This window comes from uncultured Dokdonia sp. (assembly GCF_937910895.1).
Classification (GTDB): domain Bacteria; phylum Bacteroidota; class Bacteroidia; order Flavobacteriales; family Flavobacteriaceae; genus Dokdonia.
The window spans coordinates 18232-41731 of the sequence record NZ_CALEMI010000113.1 but is presented as its reverse complement, the minus strand read 5'-3'; the positions used below and the strand labels follow the sequence as shown (position 1 = coordinate 41731).

16 protein-coding genes are annotated in these 23500 nt (G+C 32.1%); 4 read left to right on the top strand and 12 right to left on the bottom strand.

Annotation, left to right across the window (positions count from 1 at the left end):
* Positions 1-10 precede the first annotated feature (10 nt).
* From Q0505_RS13585 to Q0505_RS13565, 5 genes are all read right to left on the bottom strand, one after another.
* Positions 11-4495, bottom strand: coding sequence for a DUF6443 domain-containing protein (locus Q0505_RS13585; protein WP_299213764.1), 4485 nt, complete (start codon positions 4493-4495; stop codon positions 11-13).
* 4 nt (positions 4496-4499) lie between these two features.
* Positions 4500-8306: a hypothetical protein gene (locus Q0505_RS13580; protein ID WP_299213759.1), complete on the bottom strand. Its 3807-nt coding sequence runs from the start codon at positions 8304-8306 to the stop codon at positions 4500-4502.
* A 640-nt stretch (positions 8307-8946) separates the two neighbouring features.
* Complete coding sequence (locus Q0505_RS13575) at positions 8947-9546, bottom strand: hypothetical protein (RefSeq protein WP_299213762.1); 600 nt, start codon at positions 9544-9546, stop codon at positions 8947-8949.
* A complete protein-coding gene (locus Q0505_RS13570; RefSeq protein ID WP_299213760.1) occupies positions 9512-13969 on the bottom strand; it encodes a DUF6443 domain-containing protein in 4458 nt (1485 codons plus the stop codon). The genes Q0505_RS13575 and Q0505_RS13570 overlap by 35 nt, the downstream gene beginning before the upstream one ends.
* Before the next feature lie 4 nt (positions 13970-13973).
* A complete protein-coding gene (locus Q0505_RS13565) occupies positions 13974-17780 on the bottom strand; it encodes a hypothetical protein (protein ID WP_299213759.1) in 3807 nt (1268 codons plus the stop codon).
* Positions 17781-18556: 776 nt separating this feature from the next.
* Between Q0505_RS13565 and Q0505_RS13560 the strand changes: the two genes are divergently transcribed.
* The 4 genes from Q0505_RS13560 to Q0505_RS13545 all read left to right on the top strand — a co-directional run bounded on the left by Q0505_RS13560 (position 18557) and on the right by Q0505_RS13545 (position 21036).
* Positions 18557-18709 carry a hypothetical protein gene (locus Q0505_RS13560; RefSeq protein ID WP_299213756.1) on the top strand — a complete coding sequence of 51 codons (153 nt, stop codon included), beginning with the start codon at positions 18557-18559 and terminating at the stop codon, positions 18707-18709.
* 22 nt (positions 18710-18731) lie between these two features.
* Positions 18732-19436, top strand: coding sequence for a hypothetical protein (locus tag Q0505_RS13555; RefSeq protein ID WP_299213754.1), 705 nt, complete (start codon positions 18732-18734; stop codon positions 19434-19436).
* Positions 19437-19457: 21 nt separating this feature from the next.
* The gene (locus Q0505_RS13550; RefSeq protein ID WP_299213752.1) at positions 19458-20246 is read left to right on the top strand and encodes a hypothetical protein; all 789 of its coding nucleotides are present in this window, start codon (positions 19458-19460) and stop codon (positions 20244-20246) included.
* A gap of 289 nt (positions 20247-20535) precedes the next feature.
* Entirely contained in the window at positions 20536-21036 is a 501-nt protein-coding gene (locus tag Q0505_RS13545; RefSeq protein ID WP_299213750.1) for a DinB family protein, read from the top strand.
* Here the strand turns inward: Q0505_RS13545 and Q0505_RS13540 are convergent.
* From Q0505_RS13540 to Q0505_RS13510, 7 genes are read right to left on the bottom strand one after another with little or no spacing between them, the layout of a single operon-like run.
* Positions 21033-21542, bottom strand: a complete 510-nt coding sequence (locus tag Q0505_RS13540; RefSeq protein WP_299213748.1) for a D-Ala-D-Ala carboxypeptidase family metallohydrolase — start codon at positions 21540-21542, stop codon at positions 21033-21035. The two genes, Q0505_RS13545 and Q0505_RS13540, sit on opposite strands and share 4 nt — an antisense overlap.
* 2 nt (positions 21543-21544) lie before the next feature.
* Entirely contained in the window at positions 21545-21676 is a 132-nt protein-coding gene (locus tag Q0505_RS13535) for a hypothetical protein (protein WP_299213746.1), read from the bottom strand.
* Entirely contained in the window at positions 21669-21992 is a 324-nt protein-coding gene (locus Q0505_RS13530; RefSeq protein ID WP_299213744.1) for a hypothetical protein, read from the bottom strand. Before Q0505_RS13530 ends, Q0505_RS13535 begins: the two co-directional genes overlap by 8 nt.
* A 45-nt stretch (positions 21993-22037) precedes the next feature.
* Complete coding sequence (locus Q0505_RS13525; RefSeq protein WP_299213742.1) at positions 22038-22478, bottom strand: hypothetical protein; 441 nt, start codon at positions 22476-22478, stop codon at positions 22038-22040.
* Between the two features lie 6 nt (positions 22479-22484).
* Complete coding sequence (locus Q0505_RS13520; protein WP_299213740.1) at positions 22485-22904, bottom strand: hypothetical protein; 420 nt, start codon at positions 22902-22904, stop codon at positions 22485-22487.
* Positions 22816-23169, bottom strand: a complete 354-nt coding sequence (locus Q0505_RS13515) for a hypothetical protein (protein WP_299213738.1) — start codon at positions 23167-23169, stop codon at positions 22816-22818. Before Q0505_RS13515 ends, Q0505_RS13520 begins: the two co-directional genes overlap by 89 nt.
* Positions 23147-23497, bottom strand: coding sequence for a hypothetical protein (locus tag Q0505_RS13510; RefSeq protein WP_299213736.1), 351 nt, complete (start codon positions 23495-23497; stop codon positions 23147-23149). The genes Q0505_RS13515 and Q0505_RS13510 overlap by 23 nt, the downstream gene beginning before the upstream one ends.
* Between the last annotated feature and the right edge of the window lie 3 nt (positions 23498-23500).

Below are 23500 nucleotides of genomic sequence, written 5' to 3'. Positions count from 1 at the left end.
TAATCATTTTTTAAAATTTAAAATTGCGTAGCCCTCGTTTAACAGTCGCTCCTTTTGATTGGGAGTTTTTTGGAAGACCTATTCTTGATGTTGTATTATTATCTGGAAAATAAATTAAATAAGGATTATTTGCACCGTATTTATTTAAATAATTTCTCCCAGCTCCTCGATCCCCAAAAAGACTTTCTTCCCTAGCAGTTGCTGTAGGTTGTCCAGGATGTGAGTGAACAATTCCTAGGGGAGCCGACCCATTAGGTAGGCTTTCAGTTCCTGGAGAGAATGCACCAGCTCTTGAGTTTTCATTTAAATTATATGTTCCTATCTGATAATTTATATTTCCGTCACCATCTGCGAATTTATTTACACTCCATTCTACATTAGAATTATCTGCTGCAAATTGAAACACATTGAATATATCATCTTTACTACTTTCATCAGCTATCGCTGCATTCAAATTTACATCAACTGTTGTGCCTTCAGAATCAACACCCCACTGTTTTGTACTACTAACTTCGGATAGATCTTTCAATATACTTCCTCCATCAGCATCTTTACTAACATTAACAGAACCATTTTCTGTATTAATTTTAGGTTCACAATCTCCAGTGCAAACAAGACTTCCGTCATTATTTGTTGTAACAGATACTAATGTATCAAAATCATCATCAGTCTTTTGCAATAAACTGATTTGACCGTTTTGATCTATCCCATATATATCTTCAGGACCCATTCCTGTAGGATCAATAAAACTAAGTGGATTATTGTACACAAAGTTATATGGTGACCAACGATAAAAACTATCTGCTAGAGGATCAATGTTCATCCACCTGCCTATTGCAGGATCATAATTACGTGCGTTAAAATCATACCAATCTAATCCAAATACTTCATCAAATTCCTTGCCATTATATTTGTAACCTTCTATTAGATTACTATTTGAGCTTATAAGATTATTGTACCCTTTATGCTCAAGTCCAAATGGGTAGTAGTTATTTTCGTCTAATATTTCTGATGCTTCTTCAATAGTCCCATTTCCATTAATATCTGAATATACAACTCTATTATTCCCTAGATGATCTCTATGAATAAACTTATATCTAAAATTAGTGTATGAACCATTAAGAGGTGTTATAGCTCCTTCTGGATGTATAATATCCTCTAAGATATTTTCTTTATAATATATTCCTCTATCATATAAAAATGTCGTCGTCGTCCCTGCTTCAGAATCTTCCACTCTTTTTTCAATTTTTTCTCCAGTTGCATCATACATATAATAAATAATACCAGAGATAGTACTACTTGATTTAGATGTTCTAGTCGTATTTTCTCTTGCTTCATTATCTTGAATTAAAAAGTCGTCTATTCTTAGGTAAAAATTATCATTCTGACCATATCCACTTTGATTAGATGTAAACCGTATAAAATGATTTACTGCTGACCCTGTCGTAAAAGTAAAAGTATGAACTCCATTGGTATTAATTACATATTCATGCTCTGACTTTGTTTGATCTTGACGAACTTCAAGAATTGCTGTATATCCACTTGGTAAATTTTCAACATTAAATGAAATAGTATGCTCTCGTTTTCCTTCTAAAAAAAGTTCGGTATACGCACCTGGATATGCAACTCCTCTTACTAAATTCACTTGCATTTGATTATTCTGAATAGAAGGTGCTTGCATCCCGCTATATGCTTGCCAAGGATCTATCGAATCGTCTGAAAAATCATCAATATATAAAGCCTGTGAATATTTACTTCCGGTACCTGTTGACTCTACAAAGCCATCTTCCCCATTAAAATGAATCTCTGTAGGCAAATCCAAATAATTATATTCAATATTAGTAATTTGTTTATTTCTATCTAATTTCAGATTACCATTAGCATCATAAAAATAGTCATTCCCGAAGGTATTCCCGTCTTTAAAACCTTCATCTAAAAAAGAACTATAATCATTCATTGCATTTCCTAGTGGTAGGTCATCTATTGATTTTAGCTGATTTCCATCATAATAATAATCTGTGTTATCCCATAGTTTTACAAAATTGTTATCATCTGTTTCTTCTCCTGATCTGAATATTCCCAATATATTACCATTTTTGTCATATCCTTTTATACGCTCTTCAAACCTCAAATCTTCTGTAAAACTACTTCCCTCGGTTAACCTCTGATGAAAAGTACTTTGTTTTATCCTATTTAAATCATCATAAGAATGAGAGTACCCTTTTACATTACTCTCATCTACATTTTTAGTACGCCATATAGTTTCTGCTATATTTCCATCATATAGTGGTATTGAGTTTGATGAGCTTGTTAAATCAGTTTGATTATAATTTATTTTTAAACTAAAAAGATCTTCGGTATTTACTGTTGGCGTATTTATATCATTAATACTTTTTAACCAACCTCTGACGTTATAACCATAATCAACTTCTTGAAGTGCATTGGTGCTAGACTCAAGTCCTCCAACTTCTTTTTGAGTTAATTGACCAAGATCATCATATTGATTTTCATTAATAAGCTGTAAAGAACTGTTGTTGATACTTTGTGTATGCTTAATAGGTCTATTTTGGTTATCATACGTAAAGTAATCTCTGACATTTATTTCTGGTTTTCCAGTTTTTCTATGAATATTTTGATTCTCTTCTACAATCCCATTGAAAGAAAGTTTTGAAATGTTAATATTTGTCGTTTGAAGGTATTTATTATGTGACCCAGTCCAAATATTTCTTGATTTCTTATCATATACAGTAAAAGTAACGATCCAATCGTTTGTATTTAACACTCGTGTTTTTATTCCCGTAAGTAATCCTTTTGTATTGGTTAACTTCTCTTGACCATAGGAGTCTACACTTAATGGATCGTAAATAAACCCATTGTTATAATCAGTATCAAAATTATAATTATCATAATAGTTTATCTTATATAATTTCTCTACCGCCCCTACAGGGAATGTCTGGTTAGTATAATATACCGTTCCTGTATCTCCAACGGTATGCGGATTAGTTAGTTTTTCCTCATAACTTTTAGGGTACGCTACTGTATCATATGCTGTCGTTTGACACCAAGAACGAGTTTGATTTATATCTGCAATTCCTGTATAAACAACTCTTCCAAAAATATCATATTTCGTAAAAAGCCATTTATTATCCGCTCTGAGATTTGCATCTTGATTTAATATAGGTCTATCAAGTTTATCATAAACGATGTATTGCCATCCTCTTTGAGGCACTTTTTTCTCTATCAGACGGTTTCTTGTGTCATATACATATTGATAACAAAGCTTATCTAAAATCTCTTGGTTAATTGACACTCCAGTATTTACAGCAACTGAAAAGTTTTGAAACACATTTTGAACAGAACCACTGCCTGTGATAGTAAGATAATTATCGTCAATACTAAGGGTATAACCACTTCCAGTTGTACCTACATTTATAGTACCTATTTGAACATCAGGCACAGCGAATGGTATCCTTACAACATGTCCTGTATTTAACGCGGGACCATAGCCGCCTCCAGCAGTAATATTCATAGTGATTTGAAGAACATTTTGAGATATCTCCATAGTAACATAACCATTGTCTATGACTGGTGGTCTCGTGAAATTAGGAGCATATATCTCCTTTCCATCTGCTGTAAAAACACCACTTGTTATAATAGCATCACTAGCTTTTGGGGGAATCACGTATGTTAAATTTCCTAAATCATCATAGATATAATTGGTGTCATGTGGTATCCCATCATCGTATGTCCTTTTTAAGATAAGTTGCCCATATTTATCAGTATAATCTTCTATAGTATGATTTTTTCCAGAAGTAGGTGTCCAATTTTCATCCTTATAAACAACTTTATATAATTCATTGGGCAAGTAAAAGTTACTATAGGTAAGTTCAGGCTTTTCAATATCACCGTTAATATAATCCACTGTAAATTTAATTACTTGATCACTAACTTCATTTACTAAATAATCGTATTTGATTGTATGGTCATTAGCATTTGTTGTGTTGATTGCCCAATCTGACCCTGCCGATCCTTGCTTAGAAACTCTATTTAAAGGAGAATTTTCATATAGATTTTCTTGATAAGTGTTATTTATTCCAGAGGTAAAATCATCTGGATATTTATTAAGAATAAAACTTTGTTGTGCTGATGCAGCCGTTGTTGAAGGAATGAAATTCAGATACCCAGAAGTAACTTCACCTGAAGTAGCATAAGGCAGATAATTCTTTGTAGTTCTTCCTAGACCATCATATGAGTAATAAGTGATTATATTTTCCTTATCTCCCCCTGCTTTTGCTCGTACAGTCTCAGAAGGTCTACCAAGTCCATCGAAATAGGAAATTTCTTCAATTTTATCTTCTATTGGTACTGAACCATTAGTAGTAGCAACATTATATGTAGTACTATGAACATGGTTTTCAGTAGTAGTTTGTCCATTTACAGAACTGCTATAAGAAATTAATACCAATGTAGTTATGATGTATATAATATTTTTCATAGTTCTAGAAGTATGAGCGTGTTATATTAATTGAACTTGGGCTTGCTGTTTGACCAATACTTGTTGTGGTCAATGTTACATTGACTGATGATACTCCAGAGTTTGAGCCACCCCCATAATTATTAATAACACAATTAGCAGTTCCATTTGTAAGTGTTATTTGTCCCGAAAAACTTTGTCCCGTTGTTGTATTAAAAGCTTGTCCACCAATAGAAACAAATCCTGTATGATTTCCAGTATTATCACCTCCATGTACAATTGAATAGGAAACTACTGATCCTACGTCTCCTGTTAAGGTAGCTGTTTTTTGACTCTCACTTTGTGTTACAATATTATCAAAGAAAACGTCTCCTCCAGGAATCGCTCCATTATAAACTCTCACATTTATATTCCCCGATAATACCTGTCCATTACTATGATATGTGAAGATTCGAATAGGTTTTAATCCTGTACTGTGAAAAGTATAGTTAAACGAAGATGGGGGAGCTCCAGACCCTTTATCTATATAATCATCTCCATAATATACTATCCATTTTGAGATAGAAGACTGACCAGAAGGAATAGAAAGCGAAAAAATTATATTTTGATTTACATAAGCTTCATATCCTACGTTTGACGATACATCTAGAGTAGGTAAACAATCTAAACAAATATTTTCATTATTTGTATTGTTATATGAATATTCTTGAAGAAGATTCCCTTGATAATCCCTTACTTTTTGTAATCGTTCATTAGGGTCATATTCATAAAACATATTCTCCTCTCGCTCATTTCGTATTTTATTTACTCCAATACCAGAGATATAATTATAGTCTGTTATAAAGCTATTTGAATAATCTTGATGATCACGAATTTTGTCAATTTCCTCTCTAATTAAAGTTTCATTAGAAGAAGGATTGTCCATTACCATTTGGTCAACTATCATTTCAGGCTCAACGGAGTTACTATCATAATTTACAATACGAGCTAATACATTTGAATATTCGTTACCCCATACATATCTAGAGGTGATACCATCTTCTATAGTATATTCTTTCAATCGTCCATATGGATTGTAAGACAGATAGATAATTTCTGTATCCATCTGATTAAAAGAACCATCTGTGTTTGAATATTTAAGGGTATTAGGGAGTATTTTTGACCCAAAATTACTGAATGTATAAAGGCTATGATCAACAAAACGTCCGTTTCTATAGCGTCTCTGATATACAGGACTCCCTATCCTATTTCTATCAACTAATGCTGACATTCTACTGAGTTGATCAACCCCAAATTCAATCGAATTAGGATAATACAGTAATTCTTTTGACTCAAAATTTGGATCTTGGGCTGAAGTCAATACCCTTTCTTGTAATTGATGTTTATTGGTATAAGAATAAGAAGTGATTCGCTCCATAACTCCATTATTATCAAAATGATCTCTAACAACTGACTCCGTAAGTAATGAATATGTTCGCTTTGTATCGTAACGAAAATAATCGAAAACCTTAGCAAATTGTACAGCAGTACCATAATTTGAAAGAGTAAGGTTAAGAACTGAATAATAGGGTTTCCATGCCCAACCTGCATGGCTACTAACATTTTGATAGGTGTTAATCGTTTCTTTGACTAGCTTAGGTGTGGTATCACCATCATAAACATATTCTTTAAGGAGTTGTCCATTTCCTTCTTCAAAAATTACAGGTGCTGCATCTGTTGCATTGAGGTTCTGAGAAGTCGACTGTTGCCTTATATTTGGTTTATTTATAAATTCATGTATAACTTTCCCATTGTTCTGGCCGTTAACTAAGTCAAATCTAGCCGTCTCAACTCTTGAATAACCGATATGACTCCCTAATGCACTATTTACTGGATATACTTTATTTGAGCTAGATATATTTAAATGAGACTGGATATAATCATTTTGAATCCAATCTTCTAAAGTATAATAAAAGAGTAAATCATTCATTAATACTCCGCTGGACTCTAAATTTTGACCATTAGCCACTTCATAAGAAAAATCAGTTTTAGTTACCAATTGATTATTTTTATCATAATTATTTATGGATTGAACTCTTAAGCCACCTACCGCATAAGTCTCACTTCCTTGAGAAATTGCATTTTTAGGGTATCCTATTTCATTATTATTCGTTTCTAAATACATCGAAGTGTATTGTCTATACTCAGCATTAGAAGAATTAGAAGCAATAGTAATCGTATTAGGTTCATAATCGAAAGTTGTATATCCTGAGGTTGGGTATGTAATTCTAGTCAAAGAACCTATTTTTCCATATGAAAACAAACTCCCTTTATGCCCTCCACTATAAGCAAAACTAGAGGGTAAACTTCCATTACAATTAGCCCAAGCTGACATTGTTTGATCCCATACCATGCTGGGATTACGTATATCGTTATCTCTACCATTATAAAAACCCCAGAAATCACTTCCTGTAGTTGTTTTTATTGGTAAATCATTGGGGCTATCATATTGAAAATTATAATTCTGGTTGTCGATAGATACTTTGTCCAATTTCAATCTTAAATAATTGTCTTTATACACCTCATTAGCATCATCTTGGTTGAAATAACTAGTATGAAAATCTATATGTTTGATAATATCCCCAGTATTAGAATAGTGTTCTATAGCATTGATTTGTTTTGCTCTATTGTCTGCTCCAATAGGAATATTAGGTATTTCCGTATTTTGAGCATATAGATGTTTTGTCTTGTCATAGGCAACTATATCATCTCTATCTCCTAGTTTAAAGCCTATACGTTCTCCAGTACTTAAATTAATAATTTCTTGTAAATATTTAACTTCAAGAATACTTCTACTCCATTGTTTAGAAACATTTGGAACAGGGTTTAAATCAGCCCCACCTTCATCACAGATCGCTAGTTGACTCATGGTGTATTCATTTGAAGTACTTAGTATAAGATGAGGAGTATAATTATTTAGGAATTCACGCATTGGATCATACTTTTCTCCTGAATAATTAAACTTAACTTCTATGCCATTTGGAGAGGTAATCTTTGTGATATACCAACTTGTTATAGTATTAATATCTTGGCCTAGAATCCAAGAAAAATCACCGCTATGTCCTTCAAAATTCCAATACCCACTAGATAATGGTACTTGAAGATTGGCATAAGAAAAGTTTGATGCGTATTCTTTATCTTCAAAAAGATATATATACCCACTATCGTCTGTAATTGTAAAATTCTTTAACTGATTATCAAACTCAATAACAGCTCTACTTTCATCAAGTAGTATTCCTGTGAAATCATCCAACGGACCCCCTCTGGATAGCTGAAATTTAACAGATCCGTTAAGTAAATTGGCCGTAAAAATGTCTGGTTGAGTGTCGACAAACATACCTGCGGCTCTTAAAGGAGAATCCTCAAGATATTGAATAAAACTTGGGCTAGGATACCCAGGAATATTTGCTTGGTTTTGAGCATATCCTTGTGTTGTTGGTTGTGTTTTTTTTGAACCTATATCACTACTACCATTAATTGTTCTTGTAACAATAGGCACACCCGTCATATTCCAGCCAAGACCTACCCAACTTGCCTCTTGATCGGTACGTACTCCACCTGAATCATAGTTAAGACTTAAATTAATAGACGTGAAGTCAAACGGAAGTGAAACTAACGGAATATTAATATTAGCTTTCCCTGTATACTCGTTGATACTTTGATTATCAAATCTTGGCATGGAAGCAACTTCAGGGCTTTTAGGACTAAACTCTGTATTACGACTTAGTCCTTGTGCAAATAATGAAGCAGAGAAAAGTAACAAAAAGAGAATAATGGTATTACGAGTGTTCATAAGTAACTGCGGTTAATTAAAATTTTACATACTAATTTATTAGCCAACTCATAGTTTTGTATCATAACATTATGATATATAACTATGTGCAGACGTATCTGTTATTAAAAAATAGGGGGTGTGGTGCTTTTTAAATGTATTGAAATAATCGTTAGCTTGACAATTATTTCAATTTTACAAGTACAAACATAGATAATTATTTTAAGTAATTTATCTAAAATAGCTGATATTGAACAATATATTGATGTCAATTTTACTTAAAAAATTAATAGTCAAATTTTTAAGTTCCGATATTTTTTTAAAATAAACATTCATATAAATGACTTTGTTTTAATTCAGAACAAGACAGTATATTTACTCTATTTCAGTCTCTAGGTTTTGATTTACCATTTTTTTATTTTTTTAACCCATAGTAGTATTTTATGAAATTAAACAAGTTTTAAAAACATTAAAAGCAAAGCTGATAAAATAACTTTACCTCTAATTTAAATTCTAGTTTTTAAATACTATTTGCTACGATCTCATTTTTGGCGAATCCCACAAATGGGAAACATTATTGTAAAATGGTCATTGCAACAGCAGTGCGAAACTCGTTAACAGGCAGATAATTAAATTATAAAAATTGTGCAGATGATAGCCATTATTTATTAACGGCCCTGTACCTATAATCTTTTAATGAGTCCAACTCCTTTGCTATACTATCTATCCATTCTTTCTGTTTTATTTCATTAAAATAAACTTCTGAATCATATTGAGAATTCACCTCATTTGCTTTATTAATCAACTTAGATGCTTCTTCTACATAAATTCTATAATCCTCAATTAAATTATTATTTAAACTGTCAAAAATTTTTCTAATTTTTCTTGCATATAATTCCGAAATATCAAAATGAACTTGCTCATGTTTGAGAGTGATTGAATCTTTTACAGTCGTCCAAGATTTTTTTGTGAAAAAATAAGAGCCAATTCTATATTTTGGAATTCTACCATCTAGATACCTATCTATTATTCTAATATTACTGTAGGTTCGTGCTATCGTATTATAGGGTGATTTTTCAGGATAACCTTTAAAATCAGACCATTTAAGAGGTCTGTCATGTTGCCAAAGTATACTGTCGCTTACTACTTTTTCTTGGCTATAGCAAGAAATAGAGCTATTTAAAAATATAAAAACAGTGATTATTTTATATAAAATAATATTGTTACTAATCTTTCTTTTTACCATTGTTTCTAATTTCAAAATTTTGATTATCTATTCTTGATCTATCTGTTCTGTCAGAAAATATTTGTTGGTTATCAAAATCCCATTTAATTCTATTAGCATCTATCCCTTGATCTATTAAATAGGTCATTATTGAGGCAGCTCTTTCCGATATAATTCGTCTTCTTCGATTGTCATCGAATCCTGATCTAGTAATAGGATCATCACTAGCTAATCTATTTATATACATGAACAAACTCATTTCAGGATACTGTCTTAATGTTGCAATAATTTGATTTAAAGTAGTATTAGTTGCTGCATCTTCTCTATCTATTATAGATGTCTCTCTAAATTTAATTGCAGTAGGAACATTTAATCTATCTCCAGGATCAATGTCACCAAAACCTCCTGGTGGTTCATAGGTTACAACCCCTAAATTAGGAATTGAATTTTCAGGAAGTTTAATAAGAGAGACATCTATGTCAGTTGGTATATCTGGTATGCTAGGTCTTGTTGGGTTTGTAGGTGAGGGAGGGGTAGGTTTTGGTTTTGGTTTTTTTTCATCTAGCCTTTCTCCTGTACCTCTTGATTCTTTAATAGATCTATTACCATTTGGATTAAGAACTGCATTAGGATTAATAATACTATGATATAGCTTTTTAATCTTACACCAAAGACTTTCGCATTTGCTAGCAAGCCCATAAAAATCAATATTTTGAATAGGATTGTTATCAGCCATTACATATGGAGATTGATATGTGATAAAATCTGCCATTGGATCAACTGTAAAAAACCTTCCTAAAGCAGGGTCATAATGCCTAGCGCCTAAATCATACGTATTCATATTAAATACTTCATCAAATTCCTTGCCATTATATTTGTAACCTTCTATTAGATTACTATTTGAGCTTATAAGATTATTGTACCCTTTATGCTCAAGTCCAAATGGGTAGTAGTTATTTTCGTCTAATATTTCTGATGCTTCTTCAATAGTCCCATTTCCATTAATATCTGAATATACAACTCTATTATTCCCTAGATGATCTCTATGAATAAACTTATATCTAAAATTAGTGTATGAACCATTAAGAGGTGTTATAGCTCCTTCTGGATGTATAATATCCTCTAAGATATTTTCTTTATAATATATTCCTCTATCATATAAAAATGTCGTCGTCGTCCCTGCTTCAGAATCTTCCACTCTTTTTTCAATTTTTTCTCCAGTTGCATCATACATATAATAAATAATACCAGAGATAGTACTACTTGATTTAGATGTTCTAGTCGTATTTTCTCTTGCTTCATTATCTTGAATTAAAAAGTCGTCTATTCTTAGGTAAAAATTATCATTCTGACCATATCCACTTTGATTAGATGTAAACCGTATAAAATGATTTACTGCTGACCCTGTCGTAAAAGTAAAAGTATGAACTCCATTGGTATTAATTACATATTCATGCTCTGACTTTGTTTGATCTTGACGAACTTCAAGAATTGCTGTATATCCACTTGGTAAATTTTCAACATTAAATGAAATAGTATGCTCTCGTTTTCCTTCTAAAAAAAGTTCGGTATACGCACCTGGATATGCAACTCCTCTTACTAAATTCACTTGCATTTGATTATTCTGAATAGAAGGTGCTTGCATCCCGCTATATGCTTGCCAAGGATCTATCGAATCGTCTGAAAAATCATCAATATATAAAGCCTGTGAATATTTACTTCCGGTACCTGTTGACTCTACAAAGCCATCTTCCCCATTAAAATGAATCTCTGTAGGCAAATCCAAATAATTATATTCAATATTAGTAATTTGTTTATTTCTATCTAATTTCAGATTACCATTAGCATCATAAAAATAGTCATTCCCGAAGGTATTCCCGTCTTTAAAACCTTCATCTAAAAAAGAACTATAATCATTCATTGCATTTCCTAGTGGTAGGTCATCTATTGATTTTAGCTGATTTCCATCATAATAATAATCTGTGTTATCCCATAGTTTTACAAAATTGTTATCATCTGTTTCTTCTCCTGATCTGAATATTCCCAATATATTACCATTTTTGTCATATCCTTTTATACGCTCTTCAAACCTCAAATCTTCTGTAAAACTACTTCCCTCGGTTAACCTCTGATGAAAAGTACTTTGTTTTATCCTATTTAAATCATCATAAGAATGAGAGTACCCTTTTACATTACTCTCATCTACATTTTTAGTACGCCATATAGTTTCTGCTATATTTCCATCATATAGTGGTATTGAGTTTGATGAGCTTGTTAAATCAGTTTGATTATAATTTATTTTTAAACTAAAAAGATCTTCGGTATTTACTGTTGGCGTATTTATATCATTAATACTTTTTAACCAACCTCTGACGTTATAACCATAATCAACTTCTTGAAGTGCATTGGTGCTAGACTCAAGTCCTCCAACTTCTTTTTGAGTTAATTGACCAAGATCATCATATTGATTTTCATTAATAAGCTGTAAAGAACTGTTGTTGATACTTTGTGTATGCTTAATAGGTCTATTTTGGTTATCATACGTAAAGTAATCTCTGACATTTATTTCTGGTTTTCCAGTTTTTCTATGAATATTTTGATTCTCTTCTACAATCCCATTGAAAGAAAGTTTTGAAATGTTAATATTTGTCGTTTGAAGGTATTTATTATGTGACCCAGTCCAAATATTTCTTGATTTCTTATCATATACAGTAAAAGTAACGATCCAATCGTTTGTATTTAACACTCGTGTTTTTATTCCCGTAAGTAATCCTTTTGTATTGGTTAACTTCTCTTGACCATAGGAGTCTACACTTAATGGATCGTAAATAAACCCATTGTTATAATCAGTATCAAAATTATAATTATCATAATAGTTTATCTTATATAATTTCTCTACCGCCCCTACAGGGAATGTCTGGTTAGTATAATATACCGTTCCTGTATCTCCAACGGTATGCGGATTAGTTAGTTTTTCCTCATAACTTTTAGGGTACGCTACTGTATCATATGCTGTCGTTTGACACCAAGAACGAGTTTGATTTATATCTGCAATTCCTGTATAAACAACTCTTCCAAAAATATCATATTTCGTAAAAAGCCATTTATTATCCGCTCTGAGATTTGCATCTTGATTTAATATAGGTCTATCAAGTTTATCATAAACGATGTATTGCCATCCTCTTTGAGGCACTTTTTTCTCTATCAGACGGTTTCTTGTGTCATATACATATTGATAACAAAGCTTATCTAAAATCTCTTGGTTAATTGACACTCCAGTATTTACAGCAACTGAAAAGTTTTGAAACACATTTTGAACAGAACCACTGCCTGTGATAGTAAGATAATTATCGTCAATACTAAGGGTATAACCACTTCCAGTTGTACCTACATTTATAGTACCTATTTGAACATCAGGCACAGCGAATGGTATCCTTACAACATGTCCTGTATTTAACGCGGGACCATAGCCGCCTCCAGCAGTAATATTCATAGTGATTTGAAGAACATTTTGAGATATCTCCATAGTAACATAACCATTGTCTATGACTGGTGGTCTCGTGAAATTAGGAGCATATATCTCCTTTCCATCTGCTGTAAAAACACCACTTGTTATAATAGCATCACTAGCTTTTGGGGGAATCACGTATGTTAAATTTCCTAAATCATCATAGATATAATTGGTGTCATGTGGTATCCCATCATCGTATGTCCTTTTTAAGATAAGTTGCCCATATTTATCAGTATAATCTTCTATAGTATGATTTTTTCCAGAAGTAGGTGTCCAATTTTCATCCTTATAAACAACTTTATATAATTCATTGGGCAAGTAAAAGTTACTATAGGTAAGTTCAGGCTTTTCAATATCACCGTTAATATAATCCACTGTAAATTTAATTACTTGATCACTAACTTCATTTACTAAATAATCGTATTTGATTGTATGGTCATTAGCATTTGTTGTGTTGATTGCCCAATCTGACCCTGCCGATCCTTGCTTAGAAACTCTATTTAAAGGAGAATTTTCATATAGATTTTCTTGATAAGTGTTATTTATTCCAGAGGTAAAATCATCTGGATATTTATTAAGAATAAAACTTTGTTGTGCTGATGCAGCCGTTGTTGAAGGAATGAAATTCAGATACCCAGAAGTAACTTCACCTGAAGTAGCATAAGGCAGATAATTCTTTGTAGTTCTTCCTAGACCATCATATGAGTAATAAGTGATTATATTTTCCTTATCTCCCCCTGCTTTTGCTCGTACAGTCTCAGAAGGTCTACCAAGTCCATCGAAATAGGAAATTTCTTCAATTTTATCTTCTATTGGTACTGAACCATTAGTAGTAGCAACATTATATGTAGTACTATGAACATGGTTTTCAGTAGTAGTTTGTCCATTTACAGAACTGCTATAAGAAATTAATACCAATGTAGTTATGATGTATATAATATTTTTCATAGTTCTAGAAGTATGAGCGTGTTATATTAATTGAACTTGGGCTTGCTGTTTGACCAATACTTGTTGTGGTCAATGTTACATTGACTGATGATACTCCAGAGTTTGAGCCACCCCCATAATTATTAATAACACAATTAGCAGTTCCATTTGTAAGTGTTATTTGTCCCGAAAAACTTTGTCCCGTTGTTGTATTAAAAGCTTGTCCACCAATAGAAACAAATCCTGTATGATTTCCAGTATTATCACCTCCATGTACAATTGAATAGGAAACTACTGATCCTACGTCTCCTGTTAAGGTAGCTGTTTTTTGACTCTCACTTTGTGTTACAATATTATCAAAGAAAACGTCTCCTCCAGGAATCGCTCCATTATAAACTCTCACATTTATATTCCCCGATAATACCTGTCCATTACTATGATATGTGAAGATTCGAATAGGTTTTAATCCTGTACTGTGAAAAGTATAGTTAAACGAAGATGGGGGAGCTCCAGACCCTTTATCTATATAATCATCTCCATAATATACTATCCATTTTGAGATAGAAGACTGACCAGAAGGAATAGAAAGCGAAAAAATTATATTTTGATTTACATAAGCTTCATATCCTACGTTTGACGATACATCTAGAGTAGGTAAACAATCTAAACAAATATTTTCATTATTTGTATTGTTATATGAATATTCTTGAAGAAGATTCCCTTGATAATCCCTTACTTTTTGTAATCGTTCATTAGGGTCATATTCATAAAACATATTCTCCTCTCGCTCATTTCGTATTTTATTTACTCCAATACCAGAGATATAATTATAGTCTGTTATAAAGCTATTTGAATAATCTTGATGATCACGAATTTTGTCAATTTCCTCTCTAATTAAAGTTTCATTAGAAGAAGGATTGTCCATTACCATTTGGTCAACTATCATTTCAGGCTCAACGGAGTTACTATCATAATTTACAATACGAGCTAATACATTTGAATATTCGTTACCCCATACATATCTAGAGGTGATACCATCTTCTATAGTATATTCTTTCAATCGTCCATATGGATTGTAAGACAGATAGATAATTTCTGTATCCATCTGATTAAAAGAACCATCTGTGTTTGAATATTTAAGGGTATTAGGGAGTATTTTTGACCCAAAATTACTGAATGTATAAAGGCTATGATCAACAAAACGTCCGTTTCTATAGCGTCTCTGATATACAGGACTCCCTATCCTATTTCTATCAACTAATGCTGACATTCTACTGAGTTGATCAACCCCAAATTCAATCGAATTAGGATAATACAGTAATTCTTTTGACTCAAAATTTGGATCTTGGGCTGAAGTCAATACCCTTTCTTGTAATTGATGTTTATTGGTATAAGAATAAGAAGTGATTCGCTCCATAACTCCATTATTATCAAAATGATCTCTAACAACTGACTCCGTAAGTAATGAATATGTTCGCTTTGTATCGTAACGAAAATAATCGAAAACCTTAGCAAATTGTACAGCAGTACCATAATTTGAAAGAGTAAGGTTAAGAACTGAATAATAGGGTTTCCATGCCCAACCTGCATGGCTACTAACATTTTGATAGGTGTTAATCGTTTCTTTGACTAGCTTAGGTGTGGTATCACCATCATAAACATATTCTTTAAGGAGTTGTCCATTTCCTTCTTCAAAAATTACAGGTGCTGCATCTGTTGCATTGAGGTTCTGAGAAGTCGACTGTTGCCTTATATTTGGTTTATTTATAAATTCATGTATAACTTTCCCATTGTTCTGGCCGTTAACTAAGTCAAATCTAGCCGTCTCAACTCTTGAATAACCGATATGACTCCCTAATGCACTATTTACTGGATATACTTTATTTGAGCTAGATATATTTAAATGAGACTGGATATAATCATTTTGAATCCAATCTTCTAAAGTATAATAAAAGAGTAAATCATTCATTAATACTCCGCTGGACTCTAAATTTTGACCATTAGCCACTTCATAAGAAAAATCAGTTTTAGTTACCAATTGATTATTTTTATCATAATTATTTATGGATTGAACTCTTAAGCCACCTACCGCATAAGTCTCACTTCCTTGAGAAATTGCATTTTTAGGGTATCCTATTTCATTATTATTCGTTTCTAAATACATCGAAGTGTATTGTCTATACTCAGCATTAGAAGAATTAGAAGCAATAGTAATCGTATTAGGTTCATAATCGAAAGTTGTATATCCTGAGGTTGGGTATGTAATTCTAGTCAAAGAACCTATTTTTCCATATGAAAACAAACTCCCTTTATGCCCTCCACTATAAGCAAAACTAGAGGGTAAACTTCCATTACAATTAGCCCAAGCTGACATTGTTTGATCCCATACCATGCTGGGATTACGTATATCGTTATCTCTACCATTATAAAAACCCCAGAAATCACTTCCTGTAGTTGTTTTTATTGGTAAATCATTGGGGCTATCATATTGAAAATTATAATTCTGGTTGTCGATAGATACTTTGTCCAATTTCAATCTTAAATAATTGTCTTTATACACCTCATTAGCATCATCTTGGTTGAAATAACTAGTATGAAAATCTATATGTTTGATAATATCCCCAGTATTAGAATAGTGTTCTATAGCATTGATTTGTTTTGCTCTATTGTCTGCTCCAATAGGAATATTAGGTATTTCCGTATTTTGAGCATATAGATGTTTTGTCTTGTCATAGGCAACTATATCATCTCTATCTCCTAGTTTAAAGCCTATACGTTCTCCAGTACTTAAATTAATAATTTCTTGTAAATATTTAACTTCAAGAATACTTCTACTCCATTGTTTAGAAACATTTGGAACAGGGTTTAAATCAGCCCCACCTTCATCACAGATCGCTAGTTGACTCATGGTGTATTCATTTGAAGTACTTAGTATAAGATGAGGAGTATAATTATTTAGGAATTCACGCATTGGATCATACTTTTCTCCTGAATAATTAAACTTAACTTCTATGCCATTTGGAGAGGTAATCTTTGTGATATACCAACTTGTTATAGTATTAATATCTTGGCCTAGAATCCAAGAAAAATCACCGCTATGTCCTTCAAAATTCCAATACCCACTAGATAATGGTACTTGAAGATTGGCATAAGAAAAGTTTGATGCGTATTCTTTATCTTCAAAAAGATATATATACCCACTATCGTCTGTAATTGTAAAATTCTTTAACTGATTATCAAACTCAATAACAGCTCTACTTTCATCAAGTAGTATTCCTGTGAAATCATCCAACGGACCCCCTCTGGATAGCTGAAATTTAACAGATCCGTTAAGTAAATTGGCCGTAAAAATGTCTGGTTGAGTGTCGACAAACATACCTGCGGCTCTTAAAGGAGAATCCTCAAGATATTGAATAAAACTTGGGCTAGGATACCCAGGAATATTTGCTTGGTTTTGAGCATATCCTTGTGTTGTTGGTTGTGTTTTTTTTGAACCTATATCACTACTACCATTAATTGTTCTTGTAACAATAGGCACACCCGTCATATTCCAGCCAAGACCTACCCAACTTGCCTCTTGATCGGTACGTACTCCACCTGAATCATAGTTAAGACTTAAATTAATAGACGTGAAGTCAAACGGAAGTGAAACTAACGGAATATTAATATTAGCTTTCCCTGTATACTCGTTGATACTTTGATTATCAAATCTTGGCATGGAAGCAACTTCAGGGCTTTTAGGACTAAACTCTGTATTACGACTTAGTCCTTGTGCAAATAATGAAGCAGAGAAAAGTAACAAAAAGAGAATAATGGTATTACGAGTGTTCATAAGTAACTGCGGTTAATTAAAATTTTACATACTAATTTATTAGCCAACTCATAGTTTTGTATCATAACATTATGATATATAACTATGTGCAGACGTATCTGTTATTAAAAAATAGGGGGTGTGGTGCTTTTTAAATGTATTGAAATAATCGTTAGCTTGACAATTATTTCAATTTTACAAGTACAAACATAGATAATTATTTTAAGTAATTTATCTAAAATAGCTGATATTGAACAATATATTGATGTCAATTTTACTTAAAAAATTAATAGTCAAATTTTTAAGTTCCGATATTTTTTTAAAATAAACATTCATATAAATGACTTTGTTTTAATTCAGAACAAGACAATATTCTTACTCTATTTTCAGTCTCTTGGTTTTGATTTACAATTTTTTTTACCCCTAATAGTATTTTATGAAATTAAACTTTCTTTAATTTTTTTGATGAAATTCTGAAATCAAAACTATGTCAAAATAAAATATAAAAGGTGGTCTAAAACCGTAAAAAATGAGGGGTTTTCGACCACTTATAATACATTGTTTTTTTGTAAAATTGTAAAATAAAAAATATTGTAACTAAAAGATAGTTAAATATATAACCATAAAATTTTTACGGTTATACCATAATAAAAAGTAAAATTAAAAATGTAAGTTTAAGGTTGCTTTCACAATAAGAATCGGTTAATAAAATTTGATAACTACGCAAACTATATTTATGTAAATAAATCATCATTCATTTATCTTCTAAGATGTTTAATCTTAAAATAAATAGAATCATGAAAAAAGTATTAAAAGTTGTGTTTGTAGTATCAGTATTAGCCGTATTTACACCGTTATTTAACTCATGCACACCTGTATCACTAGATGAAGAACAAGAATTATCACAATCAGACAAAGACGAAGAACCAGACGAAAAGCCCGACGCTTAAGAAAGTTATTAATACAGTAATAATGGTTACAGGCGCAATATTGATATTTATTGCGCCTTTGTTACATATATATTTTCCAAAGAAAAATAAAAAGGTAGTAGCTTACGAGCTAAATTTGAATCAAAAAATTGCAGACATAGATAATCAGTTAGCGGATAATTTTTGTGATTTTGAAAATAATTTAATAGATAAAGGTGATTATCTATTAAATCTACATCAATTAAATAACAAAAAAGAACTAACGATAACACATAATGATCAAGCCTTTCAACAATTTGCTAAACAACATAGAGTTTTTGGATGGAATACTCTAAGAGCTTTTTTAATAGGCTTTGGCGTTAGATTACCATATCTTCTCCTATCCGTTATCATTAGTTTTCTAGTTTTTAAAATTAATACTAGAGATAAATACCTTAAAAATTGGTTTTTTTGGATACAAATATCCTGTTACACTATAAGTTTTTATTTTATGTTTTGGGTCTTTTGGACTTCCCAAGATTTCCCCCTCAAAACATATCCTCTGTTCTTTATTCTATTTTCCTTATTAGCATCTTTGGCTACTGTGTCATTTATAACGTATAAAGAAATATTTAGGTTGAAAGCATCAAAAAGAATAGAAAAACTTATTGTACTTCTAATCACTAACAATAAGTACATAGAGTCTAGGAAAAACTCAAAGAAAAATGTGATGGAGAATATGGAAGAAATTGAGAAAATTATTACTTAAATAGATGACATAAGGGGAAAAATGCAAATAAAAAGGGGAGAAGAGTTTTTAGAAAATTTAATATCAGCAAATGCAGTAACTAATGAAGAAAATCTGAAAGTTATCGCAAGCGAGGTTGATTTTGAAATAGATGAGATTACGAAGGATTTAAAAGTATTAATTATTGAAGACCACAACCTAATTATAGAATCGTATGAATTAATATTCAACAATACTTCAGATTCATTTCCTAATTATAGTTTCACCATTCATATTGCTAAATCATGCAAAGAGGCAATTCTTAAACTAAAAGGAGAAAATGTTTACGATATTATTTTATTAGATATCCGTTTGCCCCCGTATCCTGAAGCTAATATTTATTCTGGAGAAGACATCAGCCTATGGATTGATAAAAAACTCTCTATACGACCTAAAATAATTATAAATACAACATTTGATGATGATTATAGGCTTTATAATTTATATAAAAATATTAATCCAGATGGTTTTTTAACTAAGTATGATGCTAACTCTAAGCTATTATCAGAAGCTATCCTAACTGTTTTAGACTCTACTACACCGTTCTACAGCAATAAAGTCCTTGAAATGATCCGAAAGAATTTCACTAACAAAGAAATTTTAGATGATATAGATAGAAAAATGTTATATCTACTGTCATTAGGGGCAACAGTGAACTATTTAGTTTCACAATTACCTTATGGCAAAACTAGCGTAGAAAAAAAGAAAAAAGCACTCTTTGAATTTTTAGATGTACCAGATAAAGATTTAAGAGCGCTTATTGAAGAAGCTAGAAGAAGAGGATTCATTTAAATCTGTTCAAAACACCCATATAATGAGAGGGTTTTGATCACTACTTATTACTATTATTAATTTAATTTTGTCGTTGATTAGTAATTTAAACACTCAATTCAGTGATTGATACTATATCCTTTAAGTCTGCCTTTTTAGGGGAAGAAAAAGCGCTTATTGGGTATAGTTTCTTATCGAGTTTTTCACCCCGAAAAGTAGGACTATCCGCCCATCACATCCAAAGTCATTGCATCACATTTTCTATTGGAGTTTTGGGTATAGTTCTATGATATTTTAAAGAAAAATAAACATGACAATACAGTATTACGCACAACAATTAGAAGCCATCAATTATAAAGCATTGTGGGTTGGTCAAAACGTGATGGAAAAGATAGATGGTATCTCTGATCATACTGCATTTATACGCCCCATACCAGAGCTTCACAGTGTTGCAGAAATTATAGGACATCTAATAGCTTTACAGATAGAAGTTATTAATAAACTAAGAGTGCATTTTAATTTACAACAAAGATATCAACCCTTACATTGGCGATCTAACGAAGAGCTTAAAACGATTGGATGGAAACAATTAAAAGAAGACTATGAGAAAAGTATTCTATCTATCATTGTTCTTATTGGAGATAAGGATGATTCTCTGTTAGAAAAGACATATAGAGAAGAAAACTATAAAAGCATCTACCCTTTTGAATTTGCCCTAGAGGGCGTAATTCATCACGCTATATACCATTTAGGACAGATAAGTATTACTATCAAGTTGCTCATTAAGAAAGAGCTTCATGTTCAACCTTAAACAAACGGATTGATTTCAGGGGAAGTTCCTGAAGGATATCCCCAAGCCACATATTGCGCTTTAGACATATCTACATCCAGATGTACAAAGGTTTTACCAACCCCAATACGAGTAAAACCAAGATTATATGCTTGAACTACCAACAGATTACGAATGGTTTGCGTGGGGGCGTGAATATCAACAGCTTTACATTTCGTGATCAAATGGGCGGAATTACTCACTCCGCCCACTTTTTTATTCCAAAAATGACTCCGTACTGCTGAATTGATATTTTTAAGCACTGGATAGCCTGTTCTCTTTTCTAGGAGTTGTAATCGCTTCAAAAGTGACCTATCAATGCAGCGCCCAGAGCCAATGATATCCTTGCTGTCAAAAACAGAAAAGTCAACTGTTCTTGTCACTCTCTTTGTTTTTGATCTAGTTAGATAACGTACTAAAACAGCACCACCCACTAGGAGTGCTACTGTTCCAATACCTACATAAATATGTTTATAAGAAGATATCATATTTATTCTTTCTTTAGACCGTCATTGCGTTTTTTAAATTTCTCACATACATCCATACTTACCTTTACAATGCTAGCAATCATAAAAAGCCCAAAAATGGCATTAAGAAAAGTGTTTCCTTTTTTATCATTCATCTGTAGTGGTTCTATAAGGTTTGATTTCTTCTTCTAATTGATCTACATATTTTTCTAGTTTTTCAATTTTTTTTCGCTGTTCTGTAATTATTTCAGTCATTTCTGTATTCTTATCTTCTAGCTCTTTTAATCGTTTTTCCATATTCTCCGACCACATCTTATAATTTTCGATGATTAGGCTATTGCCCTGTACTTGTAAATTATGTATCTCTGCATCTTTTAAGCGATTTTGACCTTTAAACTGTACTAACAGTTCTATGAGCTTCCAAAACCCCGTAGCGCTAAATATGACAATAATGATTTTTGCAATATCCATATTGTGTATTTTTAAATTCTATCGGCGATGACTCACCTAATTGCTTTAAAATAATTCGGGATTCCCAAAGGTTTTAAACCGAAGCGGAAGCTCTACGATGTATGGGTTTATATTTAAAATCAATTCATCTTGTTCATTTACAAATGTTCCGCTTATAGTGACTCTTCCATCTATATCTATAGAATAGAAAAATTGACTTCCCTGTACACTAAACAATGTTCCTGTATAAACACCTTGATCTACTAATGGGGCAGGCAGGCTTACAAGCCAATCCCCAATTTCTAGTTCAGGCGAATTAGGAAGTAATCGAATGTCTTTAGCGACAATCAAATTTTCGTTAATAAGACTATAGGTATTTTGTGAAGGTAAATGTGTAAGACTTGGGCTTAAATGCTCTGGTGAAATTTGTTGTAGTGTTACAGTATTACGTGATGTTTGAGTGCCTGAATTTTGAGCTACATCACTTTGATATCCTGAAATTGACATAGGCTTTTATTTAATGATTAATACTCCCACCAAGACGAGAATCGCCCCACCAAAGACGGTGTTTGTAAATCCTTGTCTTTTTACTTTTTTAGTGAGTGCTTTATTATCTATTACAAGCGCCTTATAGGCTAAATTCTTATTGTCAATCACTAGGGATTGATTGGTATTTTTCTTTTCTAAAAATAGAATGGTGGAGTCTTTTACTTCTTGCAAAAGGAGTAACTCTTTTTTTTGATCTTCTAATAGGTTGATAATTCCTTGCTGAAGTTTTGCTTTTTCAAAAGTCTTCGCAATGTATTTGGATTGCCACAGGGTAAAGCAAAAATAGGACTCCCCATCAATGGGGTAGACTATCGGTTTTAAGCCTTGCGAAAAACTGCTCCAACTCAGTAGTAGAATAGTTATTAATACGATTAATGTTTTCATCTAACGTTATTTTTAAATGATAGATCTGCTGATCTTTCTCGTTAATGATTTCTTGTAGGTTCTCTGCTCGCTGTTTCAAGTCTTGCACCTTGGAATCTAGTTGGATATTGCGAGCAAATAGCTCTTTATTCTCTTGTTCTAATAGGTAAGGGAATATTGTTTTGGCTTGTATTCTATTATCCGAAAACAAATAGGTGCTGACTAGCACAATAACAAGGACGATTCCTATGAGTAGTTTCCAATTATTCTTCACTATAGTCATCATACTGTGTATCTACAGGGTTTAACTTTAGTACCGCGAAGAGTCTTTCTACAACGAGCTTATGGAAAACCATCGCAAAGACAAAGGACTCAAATAAGCTTTCTATGTTAGATAGGGTATAGCCCCTTAAAAGGTAGACCATGACTCCATAACAAAATCCAATAAGTAGCACTCTGTATCGGGTGCGTATTTTTACGTTAGTGACCTTATAAAACCAAGCGGTTATTTTTGTTTGGTTCACTAGATGTGAGATTAATATAAATGTGATGATATAGCCCCAATCAAGGCTCGATAAATAGTTTATGAGATATTCAATACTTGTGATCATCATAGT

Excerpts from the sequence above, each read along its gene's own strand:
- Q0505_RS13585 (WP_299213764.1), bottom strand. The coding sequence starts at position 4,495 with ATGAAAAATATTATATACATCATAACTACATTGGTATTAATTTCTTAT.
- Q0505_RS13580 (WP_299213759.1), bottom strand. The coding sequence starts at position 8,306 with ATGAACACTCGTAATACCATTATTCTCTTTTTGTTACTTTTCTCTGCT.
- Q0505_RS13570 (WP_299213760.1), bottom strand. The coding sequence starts at position 13,969 with ATGAAAAATATTATATACATCATAACTACATTGGTATTAATTTCTTAT.
- Q0505_RS13565 (WP_299213759.1), bottom strand. The coding sequence starts at position 17,780 with ATGAACACTCGTAATACCATTATTCTCTTTTTGTTACTTTTCTCTGCT.
- Q0505_RS13560 (WP_299213756.1), top strand. The coding sequence starts at position 18,557 with ATGAAAAAAGTATTAAAAGTTGTGTTTGTAGTATCAGTATTAGCCGTA.
- Q0505_RS13555 (WP_299213754.1), top strand. The coding sequence starts at position 18,732 with ATGGTTACAGGCGCAATATTGATATTTATTGCGCCTTTGTTACATATA.
- Q0505_RS13550 (WP_299213752.1), top strand. The coding sequence starts at position 19,458 with ATGCAAATAAAAAGGGGAGAAGAGTTTTTAGAAAATTTAATATCAGCA.
- Q0505_RS13545 (WP_299213750.1), top strand. The coding sequence starts at position 20,536 with ATGACAATACAGTATTACGCACAACAATTAGAAGCCATCAATTATAAA.
- Q0505_RS13540 (WP_299213748.1), bottom strand. The coding sequence starts at position 21,542 with ATGATATCTTCTTATAAACATATTTATGTAGGTATTGGAACAGTAGCA.
- Q0505_RS13535 (WP_299213746.1), bottom strand. The coding sequence starts at position 21,676 with ATGAATGATAAAAAAGGAAACACTTTTCTTAATGCCATTTTTGGGCTT.
- Q0505_RS13530 (WP_299213744.1), bottom strand. The coding sequence starts at position 21,992 with ATGGATATTGCAAAAATCATTATTGTCATATTTAGCGCTACGGGGTTT.
- Q0505_RS13525 (WP_299213742.1), bottom strand. The coding sequence starts at position 22,478 with ATGTCAATTTCAGGATATCAAAGTGATGTAGCTCAAAATTCAGGCACT.
- Q0505_RS13520 (WP_299213740.1), bottom strand. The coding sequence starts at position 22,904 with ATGAAAACATTAATCGTATTAATAACTATTCTACTACTGAGTTGGAGC.
- Q0505_RS13515 (WP_299213738.1), bottom strand. The coding sequence starts at position 23,169 with ATGATGACTATAGTGAAGAATAATTGGAAACTACTCATAGGAATCGTC.
- Q0505_RS13510 (WP_299213736.1), bottom strand. The coding sequence starts at position 23,497 with ATGATGATCACAAGTATTGAATATCTCATAAACTATTTATCGAGCCTT.